The sequence below is a fragment of the Candidatus Pantoea communis genome (genome assembly GCF_011752685.1).
In the GTDB taxonomy this organism is placed as follows: Bacteria; Pseudomonadota; Gammaproteobacteria; order Enterobacterales; family Enterobacteriaceae; genus Pantoea; species Pantoea communis.
This window is the reverse complement of record NZ_VWXC01000004.1, coordinates 34,087-47,898: the sequence shown is the minus strand read 5'-3', so window position 1 is coordinate 47,898 and position 13,812 is coordinate 34,087. Positions and strand designations below refer to the sequence as shown.

Annotated in this window: 17 protein-coding genes; 13 read left to right on the top strand and 4 right to left on the bottom strand. The window is 55.1% G+C overall.

Translation table 11 applies throughout. From position 1 onward, the window contains the following. The first annotated feature begins 152 nt into the window (after positions 1–152). The 7 genes from F3J37_RS07565 to ruvX all read left to right on the top strand — a co-directional run bounded on the left by F3J37_RS07565 (position 153) and on the right by ruvX (position 5,845). A complete protein-coding gene (locus F3J37_RS07565) occupies positions 153–1,547 on the top strand; it encodes a sugar porter family MFS transporter (RefSeq protein WP_034823260.1) in 1,395 nt (464 codons plus the stop codon). Positions 1,548–1,643: 96 nt separating this feature from the next. Then, complete coding sequence (locus F3J37_RS07560) at positions 1,644–2,156, top strand: SprT family zinc-dependent metalloprotease (protein ID WP_166932829.1); 513 nt, start codon at positions 1,644–1,646, stop codon at positions 2,154–2,156. 76 nt (positions 2,157–2,232) lie between these two features. Further along, the gene (endA, locus tag F3J37_RS07555; RefSeq protein ID WP_034823262.1) at positions 2,233–2,940 is read left to right on the top strand and encodes a deoxyribonuclease I; all 708 of its coding nucleotides are present in this window, start codon (positions 2,233–2,235) and stop codon (positions 2,938–2,940) included. Positions 2,941–3,014: 74 nt separating this feature from the next. Further along, positions 3,015–3,746 (top strand): 16S rRNA (uracil(1498)-N(3))-methyltransferase, encoded by a 732-nt coding sequence (gene rsmE, locus F3J37_RS07550; protein WP_166932827.1) that lies wholly within the window; start codon positions 3,015–3,017, stop codon positions 3,744–3,746. Positions 3,747–3,838: 92 nt separating this feature from the next. Further along, the gene (gene gshB, locus F3J37_RS07545; protein WP_034823266.1) at positions 3,839–4,783 is read left to right on the top strand and encodes a glutathione synthase; all 945 of its coding nucleotides are present in this window, start codon (positions 3,839–3,841) and stop codon (positions 4,781–4,783) included. Positions 4,784–4,865: 82 nt separating this feature from the next. Continuing rightward, positions 4,866–5,429, top strand: coding sequence for a YqgE/AlgH family protein (locus tag F3J37_RS07540; protein ID WP_034823267.1), 564 nt, complete (start codon positions 4,866–4,868; stop codon positions 5,427–5,429). Further along, positions 5,429–5,845, top strand: coding sequence for a Holliday junction resolvase RuvX (ruvX, locus tag F3J37_RS07535; RefSeq protein WP_034823268.1), 417 nt, complete (start codon positions 5,429–5,431; stop codon positions 5,843–5,845). Before F3J37_RS07540 ends, ruvX begins: the two co-directional genes overlap by 1 nt. 342 nt (positions 5,846–6,187) lie before the next feature. Here the strand turns inward: ruvX and F3J37_RS07530 are convergent, their stop codons facing one another. Then, positions 6,188–7,180, bottom strand: a complete 993-nt coding sequence (locus F3J37_RS07530) for a type IV pilus twitching motility protein PilT (protein ID WP_166932826.1) — start codon at positions 7,178–7,180, stop codon at positions 6,188–6,190. 16 nt (positions 7,181–7,196) lie between these two features. Between F3J37_RS07530 and F3J37_RS07525 the strand changes: the two genes are divergently transcribed. From F3J37_RS07525 to hemW, 4 genes are read left to right on the top strand one after another with little or no spacing between them, the layout of a single operon-like run. Next, positions 7,197–7,904: a YggS family pyridoxal phosphate-dependent enzyme gene (locus tag F3J37_RS07525; protein ID WP_166932824.1), complete on the top strand. Its 708-nt coding sequence runs from the start codon at positions 7,197–7,199 to the stop codon at positions 7,902–7,904. Positions 7,905–7,916: 12 nt separating this feature from the next. Next, positions 7,917–8,471, top strand: a complete 555-nt coding sequence (locus F3J37_RS07520) for a YggT family protein (RefSeq protein WP_034823271.1) — start codon at positions 7,917–7,919, stop codon at positions 8,469–8,471. A 20-nt stretch (positions 8,472–8,491) separates the two neighbouring features. After that, complete coding sequence (locus F3J37_RS07515) at positions 8,492–9,085, top strand: XTP/dITP diphosphatase (protein ID WP_097118062.1); 594 nt, start codon at positions 8,492–8,494, stop codon at positions 9,083–9,085. Further along, positions 9,078–10,208: a radical SAM family heme chaperone HemW gene (hemW, locus tag F3J37_RS07510; RefSeq protein ID WP_166932823.1), complete on the top strand. Its 1,131-nt coding sequence runs from the start codon at positions 9,078–9,080 to the stop codon at positions 10,206–10,208. The genes F3J37_RS07515 and hemW overlap by 8 nt, the downstream gene beginning before the upstream one ends. 52 nt (positions 10,209–10,260) lie before the next feature. Here the strand turns inward: hemW and F3J37_RS07505 are convergent, their stop codons facing one another. The 3 genes from F3J37_RS07505 to trmB all read right to left on the bottom strand — a co-directional run bounded on the left by F3J37_RS07505 (position 10,261) and on the right by trmB (position 12,284). Further along, a complete protein-coding gene (locus F3J37_RS07505) occupies positions 10,261–10,980 on the bottom strand; it encodes a YggN family protein (RefSeq protein WP_166932822.1) in 720 nt (239 codons plus the stop codon). A gap of 258 nt (positions 10,981–11,238) precedes the next feature. Beyond that, the gene (locus tag F3J37_RS07500) at positions 11,239–11,565 is read right to left on the bottom strand and encodes a YggL family protein (protein WP_034823275.1); all 327 of its coding nucleotides are present in this window, start codon (positions 11,563–11,565) and stop codon (positions 11,239–11,241) included. Beyond that, on the bottom strand, positions 11,565–12,284 hold the full coding sequence (trmB, locus tag F3J37_RS07495) for a tRNA (guanosine(46)-N7)-methyltransferase TrmB (RefSeq protein WP_166932820.1): 720 nt from the start codon (positions 12,282–12,284) through the stop codon (positions 11,565–11,567). Before trmB ends, F3J37_RS07500 begins: the two co-directional genes overlap by 1 nt. Positions 12,285–12,437: 153 nt before the next feature. Between trmB and mutY the strand changes: the two genes are divergently transcribed. Further along, the gene (gene mutY / locus F3J37_RS07490; protein WP_034823277.1) at positions 12,438–13,523 is read left to right on the top strand and encodes an A/G-specific adenine glycosylase; all 1,086 of its coding nucleotides are present in this window, start codon (positions 12,438–12,440) and stop codon (positions 13,521–13,523) included. After that, on the top strand, positions 13,523–13,795 hold the full coding sequence (locus F3J37_RS07485; RefSeq protein WP_034823278.1) for an oxidative damage protection protein: 273 nt from the start codon (positions 13,523–13,525) through the stop codon (positions 13,793–13,795). The genes mutY and F3J37_RS07485 overlap by 1 nt, the downstream gene beginning before the upstream one ends. The last annotated feature ends 17 nt before the right edge of the window (positions 13,796–13,812 follow it).

Sequence of the window (13,812 nt, the reverse complement as noted above, 5' to 3'; positions counted from 1 at the left end):
ACTGGTTACGTAACTATTTCAGGCGGAAAATGCTGGATTGCAGGGCTTCAGCGTGTGTAACCGATTACACTGATGTGATCATCCTCACTTTTTTCCGTCGGCAGGTTTCATAACATTGATAAAAACAATGATAGATAAACTTCGGAGGCATTATGCCTGGTAATACTCATAAGAGCAGAACGTCGAACAAGATGATGACCTTGTTTGTCTGCTTCTTAGCGGCTCTGGCCGGCCTGCTGTTTGGTCTGGATATCGGCGTTATCGCTGGTGCCCTGCCCTTCATCGCCAAAGATTTCAACGTGACTGCACATGAGCAAGAGTGGATTGTCAGCTCAATGATGTTCGGTGCGGCTGTCGGTGCGATTGGTAGCGGCTGGATGTCTTCACATCTCGGCCGTAAAAAGAGCCTGATGGCGGGTGCAATTCTGTTCGTGATCGGTTCACTGTGGTCAGCCATGGCGGTTAGCCCGGATATGCTGATTGCTGCACGTGTAGTACTCGGCCTGGCAGTAGGTGTCGCGTCTTACACTGCTCCTCTGTATCTTTCTGAAATCGCACCGGAAAAGATTCGTGGCAGCATGATTTCTCTGTATCAGCTGATGATCACCATCGGTATCCTGGGCGCGTATCTGTCTGACACTGCATTTAGTGACGCAGGCGCATGGCGCTGGATGCTGGGTATCATCACCATTCCGGCCGTGCTGCTGCTGGTAGGCGTATTCTTCCTGCCAAACAGTCCACGCTGGCTGGCGGCGAAAGGCGATTTCCGCAGTGCAGAACGCGTGCTGGCTCGTCTGCGTGATACCAGCGAACAAGCTAAACGTGAACTGGATGAGATTCGTGAAAGCCTGAAGATCAAACAGTCTGGCTGGCAGCTGTTCCAGAGCAACAGCAACTTCCGCCGTGCGGTGTTCCTGGGCGTGCTGTTGCAGGTGATGCAGCAGTTCACCGGTATGAACGTCATCATGTATTACGCGCCAAAAATCTTTGAGATTGCGGGCTTCGCCAATACCACTCAGCAGATGTGGGGCACGGTCATTGTCGGTCTGGTCAACGTACTGGCGACCTTTATTGCGATTGGCCTGGTGGATCGCTGGGGCCGTAAACCGACGCTGGTGCTGGGCTTCATCGTGATGGCTGCCGGTATGGGTATCCTCGGTACCATGCTGCACATCGGCATTAACTCCGCTTCCGCACAATACTTTGCTGTCGCCATGCTGCTGATGTTCATCGTTGGTTTTGCGATGTCTGCCGGTCCGTTGATCTGGGTACTGTGTTCAGAAATTCAGCCGCTGAAAGGCCGCGATTTTGGTATCACCGTGTCGACCGCAACCAACTGGATTGCCAACATGATCGTCGGCGCCACCTTCCTGACCATGCTGAACACGCTGGGCAACGCGCCGACCTTCTGGGTATACGCAGGTCTGAATGTGTTCTTTATCCTGCTGACCGTGGCGCTGATTCCAGAGACCAAAAACGTCTCGCTGGAACACATCGAGCGCAACCTGATGCAAGGCAAAAAACTGCGCGATATCGGACAGCAATAAGGTCGATAAGCGATACGAAGGGCTGCCGATTGGCGGCCCTTTTTTTGTGTGTTTCGTCAGGTGCGCATTTGTGCGTACCAGGTTATCCTGCCCGGCATGAAAACACCTCGCCTTCCCATTGCCCTGCAACAAGCCGTGATGCGCTCGTTGCGTCACCATTTGCAGCTCGCCAATGAAAAGCTGGAGCGTCACTATGACGAGCCGAAGCTGGTGTATCAGCAGCGCGGCACCGCTGCCGGTACGGCCTGGCTGGAGAAATGGGAGATTCGCATCAACCCGGTGCTATTGCTGGAGAATCAGCAGGCCTTTGTGGACGAGGTGGTGCCGCACGAACTGGCGCACCTGCTGGTATGGAAAACCTTTGGCCGCGTGCCGCCGCACGGCAAAGAGTGGAAGTGGATGATGGAGAGCGTGCTCGGCGTTCCCGCGCGTCGTACCCATCAGTTCGAAATCGCTTCGGTGCGCAGCAATACCTTCCCCTATCGCTGCCGCTGTCAGCAGCATCAGCTCACCGTGCGCCGCCACAATCGCGTGCAGCGCGGCGAGAGTGAATATCGCTGCGTGCATTGCGGCACCTTGCTGCAACCTGGTGAATTTTCAGCAGGTTAATCCGTTTATCTGATTTCCCACCCTGCGCCATTCTGTTACCCTGCCGCCTTTTTACGCATCAGGTAATTTTTGGAATATGTCTCGCAAAACGCTGTTGTTACTCTCCCTATTAGTTGCCCCCATTAGCGCCTTCAGCCTCAGCATCACCCACTACAATCAAAACAACTTCCAGCAGGCCAAAGTGGTCGCCGCGCAGATCAATGCCGATGCCCCGGCAGAATTTTACTGCGGCTGTAAAATCAGCTGGCACGGCAAAAAAGGCGTGCCCGATCTCAGTAGCTGCGGCTACAGCGTGCGTAAAAATGCCAACCGCGCTGAACGTATTGAGTGGGAACATGTGATGCCTGCATGGGAGTTCGGCCATCAGCGCCAGTGCTGGCAAAATGGCGGACGCAAAAATTGCAGTAAAGATGCCGATTACCGCCGCATTGAAAGCGACCTGCACAATCTGCAACCGGCGATTGGTGAAGTGAATGGCGATCGCAATAACTTCCAGTACAGCCAGTGGAACGGCGGCGACGCGCAATATGGGCAGTGCGCAATGAAAGTCGATTTCAAGCAGAAGCTGGCGCAGCCACCCGAGCGTGCACGCGGTGCCATCGCCCGCACTTACTTCTACATGCGTGACCAGTATCAGTTGCGTCTGTCACGCCAGCAGACCCAACTGTTCACCGCCTGGAACAAGCAATATCCGGTAAGCCAATGGGAGTGTGAACGCGACAACCGCATCGCGCAGGTGCAGGGAAATCACAATCCCTATGTACAACAGGCTTGCCAGCGCTAAAAGCGCTACCCTACACTAGCTTTTTTCCGATTGGGCCGTGTCCGAAGACACGGCATAACGCTGGCAGGAACCGCATGCGCATACCTCGCATTTATCATCCCGAACCTCTTAAAGTTAACTGTGAAGTCTTCCTCGACGAAGATGCCGCTAACCACGTCGGGCGCGTGCTGCGCATGACCGCCGGTCAACAAATTGAGCTGTTTGATGGCAGTAATCTGACTTTTAACGCCGAAATCACCCAAGCTGATAAAAAGCGTGTAAAAGTAAGGGTCCTTGCCAGTCAGCCTGATGACCGTGAATCTCCGCTCCATCTCCATCTTGGGCAGGTGATGTCGCGCGGCGAAAAGATGGAATTCACCATCCAGAAATCGATCGAACTCGGCGTGAACGTAATTACACCCTTGTTTTCGGAGCGCTGCGGCGTAAAGCTGGATGCTGAACGACTGGCGAAGAAGATTCAGCAATGGCAAAAAATTGCGATTGCCGCCTGTGAACAGTGCGGCCGTAATCGTGTGCCGGAAATCCGTGAAGCGATGACGCTGGAAGCCTGGTGTGCCGAGCAGGAAAGCGGTTTAAAGCTCAATCTGCATCCGCGTGCCAGCCACAGTATTAATACTCTGCCGCAGCCGGTTGAACGAGTTCGCCTGCTGATTGGTCCGGAAGGCGGCTTATCCGCAGACGAAATTGCCATGACGGCGCAGCAGGGTTTCACCGATATTTTGTTAGGCCCACGCGTGCTGCGTACAGAAACTACCGCACTGACGGCCATTACGGCACTTCAGGTGAGGTTTGGTGACCTGGGTTAAGGGATACTTTTAGGGTTTTAAAACTACGCACGTGAAAAGCCGCAGCGCTGTCACGGAACGGGGCAATAAATTCCCCCTTTGAGGAGAGAATAATGATTAAGCTTGGCATCGTTATGGACCCAATTTCGTCCATCAACATTAAAAAAGACACCAGCTTCGCCATGTTGCTGGAAGCACAGCGCCGTGGTTACGAAATTCATTACATGGAGATGGGCGATCTCTCCCTGCGCGGTGGCGTCACCTACGCCCGCACGCGCCTGTTAAGCGTGGAGCAAAACTACGACAAATGGTACGAGTTCGGCAGTGAGCAGGTAATCCCGCTGGCCGATCTCAACGTGGTGCTGATGCGTAAAGATCCGCCGTTCGATACCGAATTCATCTATGCCACCTACCTGCTGGAGCGCGCGGAAGAGCAAGGTACGCTGATCGTCAACAAACCGCAGAGCCTGCGTGACTGTAACGAGAAACTGTACACCGCGTGGTTCGCCGACCTGACGCCAGATACGCTGGTGACCCGCAACAAAGAGCAGTTGCGTGCCTTCTGGCAGGAGCACGGTGATGTGATCCTTAAGCCGCTGGACGGCATGGGCGGTGCCTCGATCTTCCGCGTGAAGCAGGACGACCCGAACTTTGGCGTCATCACCGAAACCCTGACCAACCACGGCCAGAACTTCTGCATGGCGCAAAACTATCTGCCAGCGATCAAAGAGGGAGATAAACGTGTGCTGGTGGTGGATGGCGAGCCGGTGCCTTACTGCCTGGCGCGTATCCCACAGGGTGGCGAAACCCGTGGTAACCTTGCAGCTGGTGGCCGCGGTGAAGCACGCCCGTTGAGTGACAGCGATTGGGAAATCGCCCGTCGCGTGGGTCCAACGCTGAAAGCTAAAGGGCTGATTTTTGTCGGTCTGGACATCATTGGTGATAAACTCACCGAAGTTAACGTAACCAGCCCAACCTGCGTGCGTGAAATCGAGGCTGCATTCCCGATCTCGATCACCGGCATGCTGATGGATGCCATTGAGAAACGCCTGGGCTGATGTCAACGGCGTGTAAGCGCCGTGAGAACCCAAAACCGACGTGGCTGCGGCCGCGCCGGTTATTTTTGGTATACGAGTGAGAATGAATTTACAGCACCATTTTTTGATTGCGATGCCGTCGCTGCAGGACCCGCTGTTCAAACGCTCGGTGGTGTATATCTGCGAGCACAATGAAGATGGCGCCATGGGCTTGATCGTGAATAAGCCGATGGAAAACCTGACGGTCGAAGGCATTCTGAAGAAACTTAAAATCAGCCCATCAGAACGTGATCCTGCCATTAAGCTGGATAAGCCGGTGTTCGCTGGCGGCCCGCTGGCGGAAGATCGCGGCTTTATCCTGCACTCTGCCCAGAAAATTTACTCTTCCAGCATCCGTATCTCTGATAACACCGTGATCACCACTTCACGGGATGTGCTGGAAGCGATCGGCACCTCAGAACAGCCCGATAACGTGCTGGTGGCTTTAGGTTATTGCGCCTGGGAAAAAGATCAGCTGGAGAACGAGCTGCTGGAAAATGCCTGGCTGACCACGCCCGCCAACAGCAATATTCTGTTCCAGACGCCAATCGCCGAGCGCTGGCGCGAAGCCGCACGCAGCATGGGCATTGATATTCATAATATGACCAGCGATGCAGGGCACGCCTGATGGCCAGTGAAACCTTGCTTGGCTTCGATTTCGGCACCAAAAGCATCGGTGTGGCGGTCGGTCAACAGTTGACCGGCACCGCTCGCGCTCTGACCGCGCTTAAAGCGCAAGATGGCACGCCAGACTGGAAGCTGATCGAGAAGCTACTGAAAGAGTGGCAGCCTGATTACGTGGTGGTGGGCTTGCCGTTGAACATGGACGGCACCGAGCAGCCGTTAACCGATCGCGCCCGTAAGTTCGCCAATCGCATTCATGGCCGATTCGGCGTGCGCGTTGAGCTGCAGGACGAGCGGTTAAGCACCGTGGAAGCGCGCGCCGACCTGTTCGAACGCGGTGGCTTCCGTGCATTGCAAAAAGGTCAGGTCGATTCGCAATCGGCGGTGATCATTCTGGAAGATTGGTTCGATACGCACTGATTGAAATCCAGGTGCGCGTGAATGCGCACCTGACAAATTGCGGCAACAGCTTGCTTGTTATTCGCTCGGCTATTGTGCTCCCGCCATTTACGGCAACCTGCAAACACGCCAATCAATTCTGCCACTTGTATTGACTCACAGGCGAGTAAATCATGCCCCACCCTTTTGTAACGACTCGCAGGCATTAAAATCATCCCCGCCTCTTTGTATCAACTCGCAGGCACTCAAATCATGCCCACTCCCTTGTATCGGCTTGCAAGCATTCAAATCATGCCCCGCCCTTTAGTATCAACTCGCAGGCACGCAAATCATGCCCGCCCTTTTGAATCGACTCGCAAATTCTCAAATCAATCCCGCCTGTTGTCGCGCCTGTTCGCTCTGCGCGAACGTCTGCATGCCTGACTGCGCGCCGGTTTGCAGCACGCCGGGCAATTGATGCATCTTGCCCTCGCGGATTAAATTGGTCACCGCAGGCGTGGCCACCAACACCTCGAACAAGCCAATTCGCCCGCCGTTTTTTGCCGGCACCAAACGCTGTGCCAGCACCGCTTTCAAACTGCCCGCCAACTGGGTGCGCACCAGGTTTTTTTCCTCGGCAGGAAACACATCCACCAGCCGATCCACCGCTTGCGTGGCACCTCGCGTGTGCAACGTTGCCAGTACAAGATGCCCGGTCTCTGCCGCTGTCAGCGCCAGCCGAATGGTCTCGCTGTCACGTAGCTCACCCAACAGAATCACATCCGGGTCTTCGCGCAGCGCCGCTTTCAATCCTTGCTGGAATGACACCGTGTGTGCGCCCACTTCCCGCTGCTGTATCAACGAGCGCTGGCTGTGATGCAAAAACTCAATCGGATCTTCCAGCGTAATAATGTGGCGTGCCTGTTCGCGATTGAGGCTGTCCACCATCGCAGCCAGCGTGGTGGATTTACCGCTGCCGGTGGCACCCGTGATTAAGATCAGCCCCTCTTCCAGCTGCAACAACTGCGTTACCACGTCAGGCAGTTGCAATGGGTTGATGTTGGGCGCCTGGCTGTCAATCAAGCGCAGCGCCAGCGATAAACCGTGGCGCTGCATAAACAGGTTGGCACGCAAACGCACGCCGCTTTTCAGGGTGATGGCAAAATCAACGTGCCCGCTCGCTTCCAGCTCATCCTGCTGTACGCCGCTGAGCCACTGTTGCAAAAAGGTTTCCAGCCAGTCGCCATCCAATGCGGTTTGTTGTGGGATCGGCTCCAGCACCCCCTGCCGTTGCCAGTGCGGTAAATGTCCGCTGCAAAGGTGCAGATCGGCGGCGTTATGCTTTACACTAAGGGCCACAACTTCATCCAAATCCATTTAACTTCTCCTGACTATGACTTCCATTGAGCACAACCTACAGCAAGTGCGTGAGCGTATCGCCACTGCCGCTGCACGCTGCGGCCGCGCGCCAGAAGAAATTACCCTGCTTGCAGTGAGCAAAACCAAACCTGCGAGCGCAGTCGCAGAAGCGATTGCTGCGGGTCAGCAGGCATTCGGTGAAAATTACGTACAGGAAGGGGTTGAAAAGGTGGCTGAGCTGGCCGCACATCCTGATCTGCAGTGGCACTTTATCGGGCCGCTGCAATCCAATAAAAGCCGCCTGGTGGCGGAGAATTTTGCCTGGTGTCACACCGTGGATCGTGAACGCATTGCACAACGTCTGAACGATCAGCGTCCGGCAGCGTTGCCACCGCTTAACGTGTTAATTCAGGTAAATATCAGTGACGAGAACAGCAAATCTGGCATCATGCTGGAGGCGATTCCGGCGCTGGCGGCGCAGATAGCCGCATTGCCGCGTCTGCGCTTGCGCGGATTAATGGCGATCCCGGCGCCGGAGCCAGATTACGATCGGCAGTTCGCGGTATGTCAGCAGATGGCTGGCGCGTTTAACGCTCTAAAACAGGATTACCCTGACGTCGATACGCTTTCTCTGGGAATGAGCGACGACATGGATGCGGCAATCGCCGCAGGCAGCACCATGGTGCGCATTGGCACCGCCGTATTTGGCGCGCGGGATTATGCGCGACCTTCACAACAATAATTGAGGAACCTCATGTTAACAATGACGTTTTTAGTCAAAACGCTGATCGACCTGTACGTGATGGTATTGCTGCTGCGCATCTGGATGCAGTGGTCACGCTGTGATTTCTATAACCCGCTGTCACAGTTCGTGGTGAAGATTACACAGCCAATTATCAAGCCGCTGCGCCGCGTGCTGCCAGCGATAGGCCCGATTGACACAGCCTCGCTGGTGCTGGCCTTTGTGCTGACCACCCTGAAATATCCGGTGCTACTGTTAATTCAGGTTGGCGTGTTCTCGGTGGATCCCACCAATCTATTAGTTGGCCTATTGTCGCTGGTGAAATCCGCCGGTTATCTGGTGTTCTGGGTGATCATCATTCGTTCGCTGATGAGCTGGATCAGCCAGGGACGTGGCCCGATTGATTACGTGTTGATTCAGCTGACTGAACCGCTGATGGCACCGATTCGCCGTATTCTGCCTGCGATGGGCGGCATCGATTTCTCTGCCATGATTGTGATTCTGGTGCTGTACGCGCTGAATTTCCTCGGCATGGACCTGTTCCCAGGTCTCTGGTATTTGCTGTAATTCGTTAATCTGGAACTGTTATGCAAAAAGTCGTACTCGCCACCGGTAATCCGGGCAAAGTTCGTGAACTGGCCGATCTGTTAGCGGCCTTCGGCCTCGATATCGTGGCGCAAACCGAGCTGGGCGTTGAGTCAGCGGAAGAAACCGGTCTGACCTTTATTGAAAATGCCATTCTTAAGGCGCGCCATGCGGCGCAGATCACCGGTCTGCCAGCGATTGCCGATGACTCTGGTCTGGCGGTGGATGCGCTCGGCGGCGCGCCAGGCATCTACTCGGCGCGTTATGCCGGAGAAGACGCCAGCGATCAGCAAAATCTCGATAAGCTGCTGGTGGCGTTGGAAAACGTGCCGGAGGGCGAGCGTCAGGCGCAGTTCCATTGCGTGCTGGTTTACCTGCGCCATGCGGAAGATCCGACACCGCTGGTGTTCCACGGCAGTTGGGCGGGTGAAATCACCCGTGCAGCAGCAGGTGAAGGTGGCTTTGGTTACGACCCGATATTCTATGTTCCTGAACTGGGCAAAACCGCAGCAGAGCTGAGTAAAGATGAAAAGCGTGCTGTTTCTCACCGTGGCAAAGCATTGACGCTGTTACTGGATGCGATGCGCAATGCCTGAGTTACCTCCGTTAAGCCTGTACATCCACATTCCGTGGTGTGTGCAGAAGTGTCCGTACTGTGATTTCAACTCTCATGCGTTAAAAGGCGAGGTGCCGCACATCGAGTATGTGCAGCATCTGCTCAGCGACCTTGAACAGGATCTGCCGCTTACCGCTGGCCGCGAAGTGCGCACCATCTTCATTGGCGGCGGCACACCGAGCTTGCTCAGTAGCAACGCCATGCAAATGTTGATGGATGGCGTGCGTGCGCGCCTGCCGCTGGCGGCCGACGCAGAGGTCACCATGGAAGCCAATCCGGGCACCGTGGAAGCGGATCGCTTCAGCGGCTACCAGAAAGCCGGTATTAACCGTATTTCGATTGGCGTGCAGAGTTTTAGCCCGCAGAAGCTGGAGCGCTTAGGGCGCATTCACGGCCCTGAAGAAGCGATACGTGCCGCCCATCTCGCGGCCGGTCTTGGTCTGCGCAGCTTTAACCTCGATCTGATGCACGGCTTGCCCGATCAGTCACTGGAAGAGGCACTGGACGATTTGCGTCAGGCGATTGCGCTGAATCCGCCGCACCTGTCGTGGTATCAGCTGACCATCGAGCCGAACACGATGTTCAGCTCGCGTCCGCCGGTGTTGCCGGATGACGATGCGCTGTGGGACATCTACGAACAAGGCCATGAGTTGCTGAGTGCCGCCGGTTATCAGCAGTATGAAACCTCGGCCTATGCGAAGCCGGGTTATCGCTGCGAGCACAACCTCAACTACTGGCGCTTTGGTGATTACCTTGGCATCGGCTGTGGTGCCCACGGCAAATTGACGCAACCGGATGGCAGAATTGTGCGAACGGTGAAAACCCGTCATCCGCGCGGCTTTATGCAAGGTAAGTACCTCGACAAGCAGCACAACGTTGAGAACGATGACAAGCCGTTTGAGTTCTTTATGAATCGCTTCCGTCTGCTGGAAGCCGCACCGCGTGCAGATTTCAGCCGCTATACCGGGCTGGATGAACAAGTGATCCGCGCGCAGATGGATGAAGCGATCAAGGCGGGTTACGTGGTGGAAACCGCAGAGCAGTGGCAGATAACCGAAAAAGGGAAGTTGTTCCTGAATTCGCTGCTTGAACTGTTTATGTAGGCCAAACAGTCATATAACCCAGCGGCACGCTACTTCGTCCCGCTGGTTTTTTTTAACCTTTAACGCCCTGCACTAACGCTTTGCGCTGCCCTTCCAGATCCGTCACGCGATTACACACCTCATGACCGAAGTTCTGAAAGTCCTGTTCCTGCTTATTCCATTCCGCCTGAACCGCCTGCTGCAGACCGCCGAGGTTGCCCATGATCGCCTGCAGTGGATTACTGCCGCTGGCGGCCTGGCTGCTGCCCATCTCGTTCAGACTATCCTGCATAATACCGCCCAGCGTGCTCTGCACCAGTTTTTCGCCATCGGCGCGCACCTGGTCAATTGCCTGGTGGTGGAAGGTCAAACCATCCGGACGATGCTCAATGATACGGTTCATCTGCTGCTTCAGCTGTCCATCCAGCTTGGTCAGGCGATTGCGCACGTTGCTGTTGGCACCGAGCTTTTCCACAATCACTTTATCCAGCGCCACACGGCTGCGTTCGAGACGCGTCGAGGCACCGTTATCCACCCACGGCAGATCACGGCGTAACGCATTCTGATAGTCGATGGCCTTCTGTCGCGTGGCGTTATCCACGTTGGCTTTCTGCCCGTTAAAGGTCACATCGCCCTGCGGTGAGATTTCAAGATTACCGTTGGTGCCGACCACCTGCACGCTCTGCGGTTTGATGATCACATCATCCTGAGGATTAACGCTGCACTGATAATCAGCCTGCGCCTGTGTCGCTGCGGCCAGCAGCAGTGCGGTAAGAAGAGCCTTACGAACCATGAAATCTCCCTAAAATGAAAAGCCGCCCACGCCTTTGCAGTGAGTACAAGTCAGGCGTAAGCGGCGCAGCGAATTTGGTGACGGTCAGCGCACAGTAATCGGAGCGCGCCTGAGTACATAAGAATGACTCACGTTGCTCGCCCCTTTCGGAGCCGCCCTTTGGGCGTACAAGTCGCTTTCGCAGCTTGTAAGCGCACTGCCCGGCGCCATAAGCGCAAGTGAGCCAGCCTGAAGCGATATCTCAGGCCAGTAGAGTACTTAGTCCCACCAGACGTCAAAGAGTTCAGTTACCTGAACATCTGACAGCTCGCGTTTCTCCAGCCATTTGCGCACCAGCTCACGGTGCTCATCGGTGCACTTACCGGTTTCCTGCAGGCAAACCAGACCTTCCCACACCAGATAACCGCTGCCGTCATACGCCAGGCCATTGGGATCGATCACTTCAGTAATAAACTGATCCAGCGTGGCATCAATCTGCTCCTCGGTGGTGCCTTCGGCAAAACGCCAGGCCACAGAGAAACCTAACTCCTGAAACTCATCAATATGCAGTTTTTTACGTAAACGACGGCTACGCTGTACGGCCATTATTTAATCCTCTCAAACATCAGATCCCAAACGCCATGGCCCAGTCGCTGCCCGCGCTGCTCAAATTTCGTTAACGGACGCGTTTCCGGACGCGGCACGTAATCGTTAGCTTCTGACAGGTTTTTATACCCATCCACGCTGCTCATGATTTCCAGCATGTGTGTCGCGTAATCTTCCCAGTCGGTGGCCATATGGAACACGCCGCCCAGTTTCAGCTTACGCATCACCAACTCGGCAAAAGGTACCTGCACAATGCGACGTTTATTGTGGCGCGCTTTATGCCATGGATCCGGGAAGAACAGCTGAACCATGCGCAGTGAGTTATCCGGAATCATCTTCTGCAACACTTCTACTGCGTCGTGACACATCACACGCAGGTTTTCCACGCCTGCCTCTTTGGCAGAAGCCAGACAGGCTCCCACGCCCGGCGCATGCACTTCAAGACCGAGGAAGTTCTGGTGAGGATTATTTTGCGCCATGGTCACCAGTGAGGCGCCCATGCCAAAACCGATTTCCAGCACCACTGGCGCTTCACGGCCAAACAGTGCTGCCAAATCCAGCGGTTCCTGCTGGAACTCGACGCCCATCTCCGGCCAGTAATTATCGAGCGCGAGCTGCTGTCCTTTCGTTAAGCGCCCCTGGCGGCGCACAAAACTGCGGATACGGCGTAATGGCCGCCCGTTCTCATCAAATTCCGGGGTGATGACGTCATTAATCATGTTGAAGCCTGCTGGTTAGCCTTTTCTGGGAAACGGGCATTATGCAAAGTTAGATAGCAGAAGCAAGCCTTTGCAATCTTCCGGTTTACACCCCGATGTCTCTGTGCTGGAATTCCTGCCTGATTGTAGAGCAAACACGGAATATTTCCTCAAATGATGCAAGCGCCGCAGTTCGCGCAACAGGTGCTGGAGTGGTATCAGCGCTTCGGCCGCAAAACCCTGCCGTGGCAGCAGGAGAAGACACCTTATAAAGTGTGGCTCTCCGAAGTGATGCTGCAGCAGACGCAAGTTGCCACCGTTATCCCTTACTTTGAACGCTTTATGGCGCGCTTCCCGACGATTGCCGATCTGGCCGCTGCACCGCTGGACGAAGTACTGCATCTGTGGACCGGACTCGGCTACTACGCCCGTGCGCGCAACCTGCATAAAGCGGCGAAGCAGGTGGTGGATAAGCACGGTGGCGAGTTCCCGCGCAATTTCGATGATGTGGCCGCGCTGCCCGGCGTTGGACGCTCCACCGCGGGTGCAGTGCTGTCCTTATCGCTAGGCCTGCATTTCCCGATTCTGGATGGCAACGTCAAGCGCGTGCTGGCCCGGTGTTATGCGGTCGGTGGTTGGCCGGGCAAAAAAGACGTTGAGAAACGTTTATGGCAGATTAGCGAAGAAGTGACACCTGCCGAAGGCGTAAGCCAGTTTAATCAGGCGATGATGGATCTCGGCGCGTTAGTGTGCACTCGCTCACGTCCTAAGTGTGAAATTTGCCCGGTCAGCAACGGTTGTGTAGCGTATGCCAACAATAGTTGGGCCGAATATCCGGGTAAGAAACCCAAAGTGACGATTCCAGAGCGCACCGGCTGGTTCCTGATGATTCAGCACGGCGACGACGTATTCCTGGAGCAACGTCCGCCGGTGGGATTATGGGGCGGTTTGTTCTGCTTCCCACAGTTCACCAGTGAGCAAGCGCTAACTGACTGGCTGGCCGAACGCGGCATTCACGCCAAACCACAGCAGCTGACGGCTTTTCGTCATACCTTTAGTCATTTCCACTTAGACATTGTGCCTATGTGGCTGGCGTGGCCTTCTGCCGGGTCGCTGATGGATGAAGCGAGCGGTCTCTGGTATAACTTAGCGCAACCACCGTCAGTGGGTTTGGCTGCGCCCGTAGAGCGTTTGCTGCACGAATTGCGCCATCCCCAGCAACTGGCACTGCACACGCGCGTGATCCAAGAGGAAGAGTAATGAGCCGCACCATTTTTTGTACGTTTCTGCAACGCGACGCTGAAGGGCAGGATTTCCAGCTCTATCCAGGCGAGATCGGTAAGCGCATCTACAATGAGATTTCCAAAGAAGCCTGGCAGCAGTGGATGTCCAAGCAGACCATGTTGATCAACGAGAAAAAGCTCAACATGATGAACCCGGAAGATCGCAAAGTGCTGGAAAAGGAGATGATCAATTTCCTGTTTGAAGGCAAAGATGTGCACATCGAAGGTTTCACCCCGCCAGAAAAATAATCGTTCAGGGCCTCCCT

What these genes read in the sequence shown, in the direction of transcription:
- F3J37_RS07565 (WP_034823260.1), top strand. Translation starts at nt 153, where the DNA reads ATGCCTGGTAATACTCATAAGAGCAGAACGTCGAACAAGATGATGACC.
- F3J37_RS07560 (WP_166932829.1), top strand. Translation starts at nt 1,644, where the DNA reads ATGAAAACACCTCGCCTTCCCATTGCCCTGCAACAAGCCGTGATGCGC.
- endA (WP_034823262.1), top strand. Translation starts at nt 2,233, where the DNA reads ATGTCTCGCAAAACGCTGTTGTTACTCTCCCTATTAGTTGCCCCCATT.
- rsmE (WP_166932827.1), top strand. Translation starts at nt 3,015, where the DNA reads ATGCGCATACCTCGCATTTATCATCCCGAACCTCTTAAAGTTAACTGT.
- gshB (WP_034823266.1), top strand. Translation starts at nt 3,839, where the DNA reads ATGATTAAGCTTGGCATCGTTATGGACCCAATTTCGTCCATCAACATT.
- F3J37_RS07540 (WP_034823267.1), top strand. Translation starts at nt 4,866, where the DNA reads ATGAATTTACAGCACCATTTTTTGATTGCGATGCCGTCGCTGCAGGAC.
- ruvX (WP_034823268.1), top strand. Translation starts at nt 5,429, where the DNA reads ATGGCCAGTGAAACCTTGCTTGGCTTCGATTTCGGCACCAAAAGCATC.
- F3J37_RS07530 (WP_166932826.1), bottom strand. Translation starts at nt 7,180, where the DNA reads ATGGATTTGGATGAAGTTGTGGCCCTTAGTGTAAAGCATAACGCCGCC.
- F3J37_RS07525 (WP_166932824.1), top strand. Translation starts at nt 7,197, where the DNA reads ATGACTTCCATTGAGCACAACCTACAGCAAGTGCGTGAGCGTATCGCC.
- F3J37_RS07520 (WP_034823271.1), top strand. Translation starts at nt 7,917, where the DNA reads ATGTTAACAATGACGTTTTTAGTCAAAACGCTGATCGACCTGTACGTG.
- F3J37_RS07515 (WP_097118062.1), top strand. Translation starts at nt 8,492, where the DNA reads ATGCAAAAAGTCGTACTCGCCACCGGTAATCCGGGCAAAGTTCGTGAA.
- hemW (WP_166932823.1), top strand. Translation starts at nt 9,078, where the DNA reads ATGCCTGAGTTACCTCCGTTAAGCCTGTACATCCACATTCCGTGGTGT.
- F3J37_RS07505 (WP_166932822.1), bottom strand. Translation starts at nt 10,980, where the DNA reads ATGGTTCGTAAGGCTCTTCTTACCGCACTGCTGCTGGCCGCAGCGACA.
- F3J37_RS07500 (WP_034823275.1), bottom strand. Translation starts at nt 11,565, where the DNA reads ATGGCCGTACAGCGTAGCCGTCGTTTACGTAAAAAACTGCATATTGAT.
- trmB (WP_166932820.1), bottom strand. Translation starts at nt 12,284, where the DNA reads ATGATTAATGACGTCATCACCCCGGAATTTGATGAGAACGGGCGGCCA.
- mutY (WP_034823277.1), top strand. Translation starts at nt 12,438, where the DNA reads ATGATGCAAGCGCCGCAGTTCGCGCAACAGGTGCTGGAGTGGTATCAG.
- F3J37_RS07485 (WP_034823278.1), top strand. Translation starts at nt 13,523, where the DNA reads ATGAGCCGCACCATTTTTTGTACGTTTCTGCAACGCGACGCTGAAGGG.